Origin of the sequence: Paenibacillus forsythiae T98, assembly GCF_000520735.1 — a bacterium.
Classification (GTDB): domain Bacteria; phylum Bacillota; class Bacilli; order Paenibacillales; family Paenibacillaceae; genus Paenibacillus_AQ; species Paenibacillus_AQ forsythiae.
In genome coordinates this window covers 1-11828 of the sequence record NZ_ASSC01000553.1, presented here as the reverse complement: position 1 = coordinate 11828, position 11828 = coordinate 1, and the positions used below count along the sequence as shown (strand labels likewise).

Annotated in this window: 14 protein-coding genes and 1 pseudogene; 11 read left to right on the top strand and 4 right to left on the bottom strand. The window is 53.1% G+C overall.

The features are described 5' to 3' along the window. Together L692_RS0117430 and L692_RS0117425 are read left to right on the top strand one after the other, a co-directional pair. Positions 1 to 329, top strand: a pseudogene (locus tag L692_RS0117430) (adenosylcobalamin-dependent ribonucleoside-diphosphate reductase); the annotation flags it as partial. A 251-nt stretch (positions 330 to 580) separates the two neighbouring features. After that, the gene (locus L692_RS0117425; protein ID WP_025701384.1) at positions 581 to 1792 is read left to right on the top strand and encodes an IS701 family transposase; all 1212 of its coding nucleotides are present in this window, start codon (positions 581 to 583) and stop codon (positions 1790 to 1792) included. A gap of 71 nt (positions 1793 to 1863) precedes the next feature. Here the strand turns inward: L692_RS0117425 and L692_RS0117420 are convergent, their stop codons facing one another. The 3 genes from L692_RS0117420 to L692_RS33920 are packed head-to-tail and all read right to left on the bottom strand — an operon-like array spanning position 1864 to position 4267. Next, positions 1864 to 2379, bottom strand: coding sequence for a transposase (locus tag L692_RS0117420; protein WP_025701383.1), 516 nt, complete (start codon positions 2377 to 2379; stop codon positions 1864 to 1866). After that, complete coding sequence (locus L692_RS31270; protein ID WP_332258270.1) at positions 2376 to 4127, bottom strand: glycoside hydrolase family 2 TIM barrel-domain containing protein; 1752 nt, start codon at positions 4125 to 4127, stop codon at positions 2376 to 2378. Before L692_RS31270 ends, L692_RS0117420 begins: the two co-directional genes overlap by 4 nt. Beyond that, positions 4124 to 4267, bottom strand: coding sequence for a hypothetical protein (locus L692_RS33920; RefSeq protein ID WP_312000869.1), 144 nt, complete (start codon positions 4265 to 4267; stop codon positions 4124 to 4126). Before L692_RS33920 ends, L692_RS31270 begins: the two co-directional genes overlap by 4 nt. A gap of 141 nt (positions 4268 to 4408) precedes the next feature. Here L692_RS33920 and L692_RS0117410 point away from each other — a divergent pair, with 141 nt between their 5' ends. Together L692_RS0117410 and L692_RS30705 are read left to right on the top strand one after the other, a co-directional pair. After that, positions 4409 to 4717 (top strand): hypothetical protein, encoded by a 309-nt coding sequence (locus tag L692_RS0117410; RefSeq protein WP_025701382.1) that lies wholly within the window; start codon positions 4409 to 4411, stop codon positions 4715 to 4717. Next, the gene (locus L692_RS30705; RefSeq protein ID WP_025701381.1) at positions 4718 to 5266 is read left to right on the top strand and encodes a helix-turn-helix domain-containing protein; all 549 of its coding nucleotides are present in this window, start codon (positions 4718 to 4720) and stop codon (positions 5264 to 5266) included. Between the two features lie 23 nt (positions 5267 to 5289). Here L692_RS30705 and L692_RS0117400 read toward each other — a convergent pair whose 3' ends face one another. Then, a complete protein-coding gene (locus L692_RS0117400; protein ID WP_025701380.1) occupies positions 5290 to 6240 on the bottom strand; it encodes a ketopantoate reductase family protein in 951 nt (316 codons plus the stop codon). 473 nt (positions 6241 to 6713) lie between these two features. Here L692_RS0117400 and L692_RS31940 point away from each other — a divergent pair, with 473 nt between their 5' ends. The 7 genes from L692_RS31940 to L692_RS0117355 form a co-directional block, all read left to right on the top strand. Then, the gene (locus L692_RS31940) at positions 6714 to 6863 is read left to right on the top strand and encodes a membrane dipeptidase (protein ID WP_269636735.1); all 150 of its coding nucleotides are present in this window, start codon (positions 6714 to 6716) and stop codon (positions 6861 to 6863) included. A 26-nt stretch (positions 6864 to 6889) separates the two neighbouring features. After that, positions 6890 to 7636, top strand: coding sequence for an SDR family NAD(P)-dependent oxidoreductase (locus tag L692_RS0117390; protein ID WP_025701379.1), 747 nt, complete (start codon positions 6890 to 6892; stop codon positions 7634 to 7636). A 25-nt stretch (positions 7637 to 7661) separates the two neighbouring features. Next, positions 7662 to 8027: a hypothetical protein gene (locus L692_RS0117385; protein WP_025701378.1), complete on the top strand. Its 366-nt coding sequence runs from the start codon at positions 7662 to 7664 to the stop codon at positions 8025 to 8027. 204 nt (positions 8028 to 8231) lie between these two features. Then, on the top strand, positions 8232 to 9281 hold the full coding sequence (locus L692_RS0117375) for a TRAP transporter substrate-binding protein (protein ID WP_025701377.1): 1050 nt from the start codon (positions 8232 to 8234) through the stop codon (positions 9279 to 9281). A gap of 93 nt (positions 9282 to 9374) precedes the next feature. Then, on the top strand, positions 9375 to 9938 hold the full coding sequence (locus tag L692_RS0117370) for a TRAP transporter small permease (RefSeq protein ID WP_025701376.1): 564 nt from the start codon (positions 9375 to 9377) through the stop codon (positions 9936 to 9938). Next, positions 9935 to 11227, top strand: a complete 1293-nt coding sequence (locus L692_RS0117365) for a TRAP transporter large permease (protein ID WP_025701375.1) — start codon at positions 9935 to 9937, stop codon at positions 11225 to 11227. The genes L692_RS0117370 and L692_RS0117365 overlap by 4 nt, the downstream gene beginning before the upstream one ends. 122 nt (positions 11228 to 11349) lie before the next feature. Next, on the top strand, positions 11350 to 11828 hold a 479-nt coding region (locus tag L692_RS0117355; RefSeq protein WP_025701374.1), incomplete at its 3' end, for an amidase.

The window sequence follows — 11828 nt, the reverse complement described above, 5'->3', positions numbered from 1 at the left end:
TCGGCTTCGGCGCGAACCGCGTTGAGTCAATCGCCGACGCGGTGGCGAAGGCGCTGGAGACCCACGTGCAGCAAAGCGCGCATGAAGAACACGTTCCCGCGCCGATTGCGGCAACGCTCGCGCTGGAGGATTTCGAGAGCGCGCTGAACGCCGAGCTTACGGCCGAAGGCGCTCCGGCCGCTGAAGCCGACCCCGGCCACGGCGGACACGGGCACAGCCATTCGTCGGCCGCTTCCCGCGACCTGTGCCCCTCCTGCGGCACCGCCTCGCTGATTAACATCGAGGGCTGCAAGACTTGCGGCAACTGCGGGTACAGCCGGTGCGGGTAAGGGGAATATCATTGCCCGAATCCTTGCGATTTGTGATTTTTCATTTTAAGTGAGAATTGTTTCAATTTACATGATAAATAAAATTTCAAATTTACTGATAATTAATATTTATGCATGGGTTTGAATATATAACTGTAAATGAGCAAATTCGCTTCCAGTAAACTGTAAAATCAAAAAGAATAGAGACAAGGCGTATCTCCTTGTGGTAAAAGGTAGTTACCACACCAGCTCAAACCAAAGGAGAAACGACTATGTCTCATACCGTCATCGTACCGGAACCTACCGCTATCCGCAACTATTTGTTGCATCACCGGTTGCCTTTGTATTTTTCCAAGCCTGTTTTAGCACATGTGGAAACGTACATGACGGCGGCAACCGCCAAAGGATTTCGCGGGAAGGTTACGGATTGGGCGGAATACAGCGACTGCCACCGTACCACGCTGGGCCATTTTCTCGCCGAAGGGGTATGGGATGAAACGGTGCTGCAAAGCAAAGTCAAAACAGAATCCCTTCGTCAGATTCTAGAAACCTCCCGGCGCATGGCGGAACCGCTGTTTGTCATTCACGACGATACGATTGCTCAGAAAACAAAGCCTTCGTCACAGGCTCGCTTTCCTATGGAGCAAGCCGGTTTTCATCACTCCCATCTGCTGGGCAAGGTGGTCTGGGGGCACCAGGTTCAAGCCACTGTTCTGGGCTGTTCCGATCTGTCCTTGATTCATTCTACTAACCTTTACGACAAGACATTCACTCATCCGGACGGCACCATATATACGAAAATCGACCGGGTTTGTGACATGGCTCAGACCTTGCCTCTCCCGCCTCATGGCGGCTATTGTCTCGTGGATTCCTGGTTCACCTGTCCCCGCGTCATTGATGCGTACGCAGCGGCAGGCTATCACGTCATCGGTGCACTCAAAACCAATCGGATTCTCTATCCCCAAGGCATCCGTATTTCCGTACAAGACTTCTCGCAGCACATTCGCAAGGAAGACGTTCGCCTCGTCACCGTGAACGGCTCTTCGTACTGGATGTATCGCTATGAAGGAGCATTGAATGAGATCGGCAATGCCGTGGTGCTGCTCTGTTGGCCAGAGCAGGCTTTGGGGGAGTCAAGGGCTTTGCGTGCTTTTTTATGCACGGATGTTTCGCTGGAGACGGAAACCATTGCGGCTTACTATGCCAAACGCTGGCCCATTGAAATCTTCTTTCGCCAGTCCAAAAACAATTTGGGCTTTGACACGTATCAGGTCCGCTCCGCCAAAGCGTTTATCCGTTTATGGGCGCTCTTGGCTTGGACTCATCTGTATTGCATGGTCGGGTTGGGACAACCTTGCTCATTTGGCGATGGACTGCGCGCCGTACGCAAGCAAGTTCAGCGGGATCGCCTCCGGTATGTCTATGAATGCGCCCAGAAAGGCATTCCATTTCAGGTCGTTTGTGAGCGATTCAAAGTCGTCTAATCATCCGTTGGAATTTTTTGTATCTGTTTTTGCTCATTTATAGTATTGAATTAAAAAAAACTAGTACTTCATCAGTCTTTAAATTGTGGATATAGACGCTTCCGTGGGATTCGGGCGTCTTCCGTGGTAAATTGCCAGTCTACTCCTTTTTGAGAAGCATTGCGTCCCGTTTCCCATGCGGCAAGTTCATGGGCCAAATCTTCTAAAGAAGGAATCCGGCGTCCCAGACACTGGCGGGTCATGACACTGAGTTCGATTTCGGCCACATTAAGCCAACTGCCGTGTTTAGGCGTGTAATGGAGTTCCAAGCGTTTCGCCAGACGCAAAGCCACTTCCGGTTCGAATGCCTGGTACAGGGAGGCGATAGAATGCGTGTTCAGGTTATCCATCACGAGGCGCACTTTCGGAGCCTCCGGGTAATGAACATCCAACAGATCGCGGACTTGTTCCGCCCATTCCACCCGCGTGCGCTGTGGACGAACACTCACATGCCGCCAGCCCGCAAGCGGTTCCGTAAAAATGAAAATGCTGCACGTTCCATTGCGCACGTACTCCGCATCTTCTCGCAGCGGTTTAGCGGGTTTCATCGGAATGGGCGCCCGGGTTTCATCCAGAAGCTGGTATGCGCCTTCACCCGGCCCTTCATCAAATCGACCGCTTCAAATTGGACCGGGGCAATGATCTGTTTCAGCTCCAGCAGCCCAGTGTGCGGCCTGCGGTCAGGGGAGACAAGCCCGTCGATGCAAAAATTGCCGTCATTCGGCCGGTCGCCGAAATCTCCCCCGTAGGCGTAAAAAGCCGTTCCATCCTCCGTCTTAGCGGCGATACCGTGATCGCACCATTCCCAGACGCAGCCGCCCATCAGCTTCGGATACCGGTCGATCACCTTCCAGTAATCGTGCAGGTCTCCGTGACCGTTCCCCATCGCGTGGCTGTATTCGCATAGAAACAGCGGCTTGCGGCTGCTTTCGTCATTGGCGTACGCTTCGATTTCGTCGACGGTCGCGTACATCCGGCTCTCCATATCAAGGTATTCCGTGTTTGCATGGCCGTTGTACCGTGGAGCGGCTCCTTCGTAATGCACCGGTCTGGAAGGGTCGCGCCGCTTCGTCCATTCCGCCATCGCAATATGGTTCTCATCGTAACCGGACTCGTTGCCGAGCGACCAGATGACGACCGAGGGGTGATTTTTGTCGCGCTCCAACAGTCTCACGGCCCGGTCAAGGAAAGTGTCTCGCCACTGCGGATCGGCGGAAAGCTTATGGAACGCTCCGTCCGCCCAGTCTTCGGCAATGCCGATGCCGTGGCACTCCAGATCGGCCTCGTCGATGACGTAGAAGCCGTATTCGTCGCATAAGTCCAGAAAACGGGGATCGTTCGGATAATGGGACATCCGGATCGTGTTAATGTTATGACGCTTCATCTGATTCAGATCCTGCTTCATATGGCTGAGCGGAATCGTCTGCCCAAGCACGGGGTGGGAATCGTGGCGGTTGACCCCTTTTAACTTCACCGCTTTGCCGTTTATCCGAAATACGCCGCCTTGGATGTCGACGCTACGGAACCCGACCGGGAAGCGCAGCACTTCCTCTCCTGCACGAATGTAAAGCTGGTACTGATACGGCTGCTCCGCATTCCAGAGGACAGGCGCATCTACTTTAATTTGCAGCGTTCCATCGCCGTCTACGGCAATGTCGCCCTGGACGATGGACCGATTGCGGGCATCGCGCAGCTCCGCCGCCACGTTCAGGCTGCCGGTCGATTTCAGATCGATATGCAGCAGGGCGGAACCGAAATCGGCAGCAAGCTCCGGCCGGATTCCGACATCCCGAATATGAACCGGATCTCGCCCCAGCAAATACACATCGCGAAAAATACCCGAATAACGCCAAGCATCCTGATCCTCCAAGTACGTGCCGTCGCACCACTTCAGCGCCATCGCCGCAACCCGGTTGCTTCCCGGCCGCAGGCAGGGGGTAACCCGGAATTCCGCGGGCATGCGGCTGCCTTGACTGTACCCGGCAAAGCTCCCGTTCACCCACAAATAAAAGCAGGAATTGACCCCTTCAAACACGAGATATGTTTCTTTTTCCGCCAGGCGGCCTTCAAGGTTGAAATCTCTTATGTACAAGCCTGCGGGATTGTCGTCCGGTACGAATGGGGGATCGCATGGAATCGGATAGTTGATGTTCGTATAATGCAGCTGGTCGTATCCGCTCGTCTGCCAGCATGACGGCACCAGCAAATCGTCCCATCCATCGGCATCGGCTTCATAAAAACCGTCCTCCACAAGCGTGACGCTGTCCCGGTACTGAAATTTCCAGTTTCCGTTCAACGTTTGATAGTAAGGGGATTTCCCCGTTTGCCCGATTTTGCCGTATCCATATCGCGGAAGGGTATGTAGGCTGCTCTCGCCGGCTCGCGGTTCATATGGAGCACATTCGGATTTTCCCAGTACTTTTCGATGCGGATCATAGCTATCTTGCTCCTTTTCAACAGGGAGTCTGCACTCGTTTGAGCGGCGCGTCCGATACCAATTATAGATGTGATATACTTGTAAATCATAGCGGTCAAAAAAGACAAACTACCGTACAAAATGGACATCGGGAGGACGGAATGAAACTGCTGCAGCTTCACACTAACTTGAACGCCTCCTTTGCGGGAGACGTTCCGCTCTATGTATATACGGTCGAAACTGAGAAGCAGCCTCCCATTACGCGTTTGAACGGCTTTTCCGCCAAACAGCTGTTTTTCACGATTGCCGGTGGCGGTGAGTTTCGTCTGCTCGGGCAGGATAATTGGGACATTTTGATGCCGGACAGGCTGCTTTATATTCCGGGGGGACTGCCTCACGAATATGTGCCGAAAGGCAGGGAGCCGTGGCTTACCGGTTATGTGACCTTTGTGGAAAAAGAAGACGGGTGAATGGAAAGCTGGGGATTCGGGCGGAAGCCGCAGCTGTATGAGTTGAAGGATATCCGCCGCCTGTATGCTTTGCTGGAGGAGATGTGGCTGCATGCCGGGCCGGATTTCGACAAATGGAAATCAGCAGAGCTTTTTCTTGCCTTTTGCGTGGAGTTAAACAAGCAGGTGTTGAACAGCGCAGACCGGGGCCAAGGGTACACGGAGAAGGAGAATCGTGATCCGGATTCGGCCGCAGGCCGGATCACCCGTTTCCTGCACGACCATATGGAACGCAATTTTACGCTGTCCGAGCTGGCGTCTTACGTCGGCTATTCGCCCAAACAAACGGATCGGCTGTTCCGGCAGGAGCTTGGTGTGACGCCGCATCAATATTTGCAGCGGATTCGGCTGCGGTCCGCCGCTTTGTTGCTGGAGGAGCATCCCGCGATAACGGTGCGGCAGGCCGCCGCGCATATCGGAATGGAGCCGGTCTATTTCGCGCGGCTGTTCCGCCGTGAGTTCGGCGTCGTGCCGTCGGAGTACGGAACCCGGGGAACAAGCGGCTCATAAAGGTGCCGTTACCGGCGGTAGCTTCATGCCGGCCCGGGCTGCAAATACTGATCTTCCATCATTTTGATCAGCTGATAGACGGTCCGGTTGTGCGGAACGTCGATCTTTAGCTGTTCCGCGAGCCGGATGACGGCCCCGTTGATCGCCTCGATTTCCGTACTCTGCTTTTTCAAGACATGCTGCAGCATGGAAGGCAAATGATGGCCGGAATGTTCAGGCAAACAAGCCTGGCGCAGCTTTTCCGCAATTTGTCCGCTGTCAATCCCGATGCCTAATTGATTTGCTACCGCCGTTACCTCGTCGATTATGAATCGGGTCAGCCGCTTGCCGAGCGGATGATTTTCCGCCTCTCCGGCGGACATTCGGGTAATGGCGCAAACCGGATTGATCGCGGCGTTGAAGGCGAGTTTTTCCCAAATGATTGTTAACGTATCCCCGGAAACGGCCGCTGGCAGCCCCGCTTCATTGAGCAGCGCCGCAAAGAATTGCGCGCTGTCCGGATTATCATCTGTCAATTTCGCGACATACGTCGTTCCGGCGTCGCCGCTTTTAATCGCCCCGGGTCCCAATAAATCGCTGCTGCACGTTGTGACCCCAACGATAATACGTTCCCGCGGAAAATATTTCGGCAGTATTTCAATGCTGCTGATGCCGTTTTGCAGCGAAACGACATACGTATCGGGCCCGAAGAGCGGCTTGAAACGGTTGATCGCATCTTCGGTATGCTGGTTCTTCGTAAAAACGATCACATAATGATACGGCTTGTCCGCTTGAGCCGAGTCGAACGCGGGGATGGGAATTGTTCGGTCGGTTGTACCGTTCGATACCTTAAGGCCGTAATTCTGAATTTGGTCCACATGTTCTTTCCAAGTGTCGTATAACGTCACGGCGCAACCCGCCTCCTCAAGCCGGGCGCCGAATAATCCGCCCATTGAGCCTGCTCCTACAACTGCGATGGATACCGAACCGTTCATATGTGTCCTCCTTAAGGTTTTGCGTAAGCAAAACCACTTCGTAAGCAAAACCACTTCGTAAGCATAAGCTCTTCAATGTTAGCTTCATGTAAACAGACGGCTTCTGCCGCTAAAACCGAAAATATCCGTATGAATTTACATCATTAAAGATGAATAATAGCTTGATTGGATCCTACCATCATCCCGCCGGGCAGAACTAGTGAACGAATCATACAGTAAAAAAAGAAATTACCGGACGATTTGCCGGTTCTTTTTTTAAGATTAATCAGCTATTGTTATAGGTGTGACAAGGAAGTTGACGTTTTGCAGTACATTAAGTCACACATTCTGATTATTTTTTTTAAAAATCGATGAATTATCCGGGTCGACATTTCCTGCTGCGGCAACCGGACGAATTATCGAGGCTCGCGCTGCAGCTTGCGCTGGACGATCAGCTGTCGATCGGCGCATCCCACAGTGGAGGAGTATGACGAATCCGCGTATGTCGGGGCGTCGAAAATCCGTCGGAAGCGATGCCCAACATTGTCAAACGGCTCGTCCGGCGTGGATACAGCGACAGCGACATCGCCAAAGTGACCGGCGGAAATGCGCTGCGCGCCTTGCGGGAAATATGGGTGAAATAAGCTGCGGCGAACAGGAGGTGAAGTATATGAGCAGTACCGAAGAGCGGGTTGCGATCGTGACCGGTGCCTCTCAGGGCCTCGGTTACGCCATTGCCGCCAAATTGGTCCAGGAAGGGAAGAAGGTCGCATTCGTCAGTCTCGGACTCGATTCCGTCAAAGCGGAATTCGAGCGGGAGACAGGTGAGGGAAGGGTGATATTCTGCGAAATGGACGTCTCCGACAATGCGGCGATTGCCCGGTGCGTCGAAGATGTGACGCGAAGCTGGGGACGGATCGATATTTTGGTCAACAATGCCGGAATTCGCACGGAGACGGCGATCGAAGAAATCGGCCCCGAGGAATGGAACCGGATTATGGCCGTCAATCTGGGAGGCACGTTCTTCTTCTCCCAAGCGGTCGTTCCGGTCATGAAAGAGCAGAAGTGGGGGCGAATCATCAATATGTCGTCCTTCGGCGGCCAGTTCGGACCGCTTACGTCAAGCGCGGCATACAGCGCATCGAAAGCCGGCCAGATAGCGCTTGCGAAAGTGTTTGCCCGAACGCTGGCCGAATACGGCATCACGGTTAACGCCATTGCGCCGGCCGCCATTCGGACGCCGGAGATGGACAAAATTCCGGCGGACGCGCTTGCGGGCATGGTCCGGACGATTCCCGTCGGCCGGGTCGGGGAAGCGGCGGAGGTGGCGGAGCTCGTTTCGTATCTCGTCTCCGATTACGGCGGTTTTGTAACCGGGGCAACAATGGATATTAACGGCGGCAGACTGATGCGTTAAATCAATAATGGAGGAGTGATCGTTCATGGCAATCGAACATGGGGCGCCGCAAATTCCCCCGATGCTGAGGGTGATGATCCAGTTCGAATCGACCGGCTGGTTCGATACGACCGGCGCAGAGAAAACGCAGCACATACTGCCTAAATTAAACGAAGTGCTTGCCGGATGGAAGGACAACGGGTCAAAGCTGATCGGAACGCTTGACCGGGATATTTTAACTGCGGGACATGCGGGTTCGGCCGGATATCATGCCGTCTTTCTGTACGATGTTCCCGATCTGCAGACGGTGACCAACATGACCCACTCTTTCCGCGCCACCGGACTCGACCGTTATTTCCGTCTCGAAGCGGTGCTCGGCCGTCCGTTCTTTTTGCTCGAAAAAACTGATTGAAGATAAGCTATCCAACACTTAATTTTGGCAGGAAAACAAAGCGTGCAGCAAGTACGGAAACAAGCCGGATATTGTCTTTTCCAGGCGCTCTATCTACACAACGACGAGCAAAAACTGAAAGCGGAGCCTGCGCTCGCAGCTAACAGTATCTAAAATTCGGAGAAACACTAAATTTGAGATGATAAAAGGGTGGGGGAGAAACATATGAAAAAATGGTGGATGGGCATTTCATTATTGTTGATCGTTGTCCTGCTGGCCGCTTGCGGCTCAAAGTCAAACGCTCCGGCATCCGGAAATACGTCAACTTCTTCCGGCGACAAGCCGATCGAGCTTACGTATGCCTTCTTCGCTCCGTCTACCACGTTTCCGGCCAAACAGATGGAGAAATGGAAGGAAGAAGTGGAAAAACGGACAAACGGAAAAGTAACAGTCAAGCTATTTCCCGGAGGAACGCTGCTGACCGATAAAAATATGTACGACGGCGTCAAAAGCGGAGTTGCCGATATCGGACTGTCGGTTATGACATATGAACCCGGCCGCTTCCCGCTCATGACGATCGCCGAAATGCCCTCCGGTTTCCCCAATGCGAAAGTGGCAAGCCAGGTCGTCTATGACCTGATGCAGGAATATCCGCAGGACGCCTTTAAAGACATGAAGCTGATCACCGCATTCGCAACCGAACCCGCCTATCTTCAAACGAAAGACCCGATTTCCACATTAAGCGACTTGAAAGGGAAGCAAATCCGGATTTCCGGCGCGCTTGCACCGGTACTGAAAGGGGTGGGTGCTTCTCCTGTCGGCATGTCCCAGTCTGAGGCGGTAGAAGCGCTGCAGACGGGCGTCATTTCAGGCTATGTATCGTCGCGCGAAGTATTGAAGGATTTGAAATTTGCCGAGATGGTCAAATACGAAACGAACTACCCGCTGACGGTATCCACTTTTGCCGCCGTCATGAATAAGGACAAATGGGATTCGCTTCCTCCCGATGTTCAGAAAGTGATTAACGATCTTGGTCCGGAAATTGCCGCATGGGCCGGCGAGTTTTTGGATACCTCCGTCAAAGGAGCGATGGAGTGGGCGCAAACCGAGCAAGGCTTCAAAGTGATCGAGCTTTCTCCGGAGGAAAAGAAAGTGTGGGACGAGAAGCTGAAGCCGTTCCAGGACAAAACGGTGTCCGATCTGCAGGCAAAAGGCTTGCCTGCGGAAGAGTTCCGCAAACGGGTGTACGAGCTGAAGGATCAATATTCGAAGTAAAGCGCGGCACGGCCAAATCATCACGGCGTTGGAAAAGCGAAATCGCCAACGTTCCGGACGATGGCCGATTATTATCGGAAATGAGGTGTCTCCTTGGAACAAGCGAGCGAGATAAAATCCGTGCAGACGGCGAATACGGAGACGGCTGCCGACAAAAAAGAAGTCGTCTTGCTGGCTGTGCTGGAGAAAATCAGCATCAGATTGAATACTGCGCTGGCGGTCGTTGCCGGAGCCTCCATGGTGCTTATATGCGTATTGATCACCGTCAATGTTATTATTCGAAAGTTCGTCTCTCCTATCTTCGGCATTAACGAAATGGTCGGCTGGCTGTCCGCGATCACCGCGGGGTTCGCGATCGGATATACCCAAATTCACCGGGGCCATGTCGATATGGATATTGTCGTCGACAAATTTCCTCCCCTGGTGAGAAGAACCATTTACAGCGCAACGCATTTGATCAGTATGGTCTTTTTCGCATTCGTTTCCTATCAGCTGGTTGTTTATGCCAATAATATGATGAAAGAAGGAACGCTCTCGGAAACGCTCGCGGTCATTTATTACCCGTTCATCTATCTGCTTGCCATCGGCTTCTTCGGCTTAACGCTAGCCCTTTTCGTCGACTCCATCAAATTCATCATGAAGGGTGATCACAAGTGAGTTTAACCCTATATGCAGTTATAGGTATTGCGGTTTTGTTTCTGCTGATGTTTTTGCGGATGCCCATCAGCTTTTCCATGCTCATTGTCGGATTTGCCGGCTTGTACGCCGTTGTTTCTTCGAAAGCCGCATTTACCGTCGTCAGCGGCGATTTATGGTCGCAATTTTCCAGTTATTCGCTCAGCGTCATTCCGCTTTATGTGTTTATGGGTGAAATCGTATTTCGGTCAGGCATTACGGAACGGCTCTTTCAAGCCGCTTATAAATGGGTTGGGCATTATAGGGGCGGAATGATCTGGACGGTCATCCTGGCCAGCGCCGGCTTCGGTTCAATCTGCGGATCCAACTCGGCCACCTCTGCGACGATCGGTTCGATGGCGCTGCCGGAATTGAAAAAATTCAAGTACAGCGACACGTTAAGCACAGGAAGCGTCGCCGGAGGCGGGTCGCTCGGCATTATCATCCCTCCGAGTACAGTGCTGCTTGTCATCGCGATCCAGGCGCAGCTGTCCATTAAAGACTTGTTTGTCGCCAGCATCGTGCCGAGCATTTTGTTGGTCGTGTTGTTTCTGCTTGTCATCGGATATGTTTGCTGGCGCGACCCGGAGATGGCTCCCGCTGCCGGTCACAACCCGACCTTGATCGAGAAGCTCAAAGCGATATCGGGCGTGATGCCGACGCTGCTGCTGCTCATTTTCGTCATCGGCGGCCTGTTTCTCGGCTGGTTTACGCCGACGGAATCGGGGGCGGTCGGCGCTTTCGGATCGCTCGCGTATGCCGTTGCGAGGCGCAAATTAAGCTGGGTTAACTTCAAGCTGGCCGTATTCGACTCGCTTCGTTCATCGGCCATGGTCATCATGATGGTCTTAGGAGCGCTTGTATTCGGCCGGTTTCTGACGATTACCCGGCTGCCGTTTGAAGTCGCCGACTGGGTCACATCGCTAACGATACCTTCCGTATGGATTATGGTCATGATTTTTGTTGTATTTGTTATCGGAGGCCATATTATGGACGCTTTCGGCTTCCTTATTATTTCAATCCCGATCTTTTTCCCGGCCGCCGTTCAGCTCGGCTACGATCCGATCTGGTTTGCCGTCATGATGTGTATCATTACAAGCGTGGGCGCGATTACGCCGCCGTTCGGTATTAACGTATTCGTCGTCAAAGGGCTAGTGCCGGATGTGCCGGTAATGAGCATCTTTAAAGGTTCGTTATATTACGTGTATGCTTACCTCATTTGTATCGCCATTTTGACGGCATTTCCGAAATTGATGACATTTATTCTATAAACGGGATGTGAAAGCATGATGAGTTTGAGCGAATATATCGAAGGGCTGCTGGGGGAAGAGGAGCCTTTGCTGGAAGTGGAGCCGGCCAGTCACCTTTCCCTCCGGAAAGAGGGTGAGGACGAGTGACCGAGCATCTGATGTTTCAGGACATCGACTCCTTGTCGCAATTGATCCGCACCAAGCAGCTTTCGCCGCTTGAAATTACGGGCCGGGTTCTGCAGCGGATCGACCGGTTGAACCCGGTGTTGAACGCTTATATACGGGTAACTCCCGAAGAGGCGATGCGACAAGCGGAAGCGCTTCATGAAGAAATGATGCAGGGGCGGATCAGAGGTCCGCTGCACGGCATTCCGATCGCGGTCAAAGATATTATCCAGACGAAAGGGACGAATACGACGGCCGGATCGAAAGTATTCCAGCACTGGGTGCCGGACGAGGATGCGTTCGTCGTGCAGCGGCTGAAGGAAGCGGGTGCCGTCATCGTCGGCAAAGCGAACTTGCATGAATTTGCGATGGGCGCGACGACGGAAAATCCGTATTACGGGGCTGCGCGCAATCCGTGGGATCTGGACAAGATTGCCGGAGGATCGAGCGGCGGGAA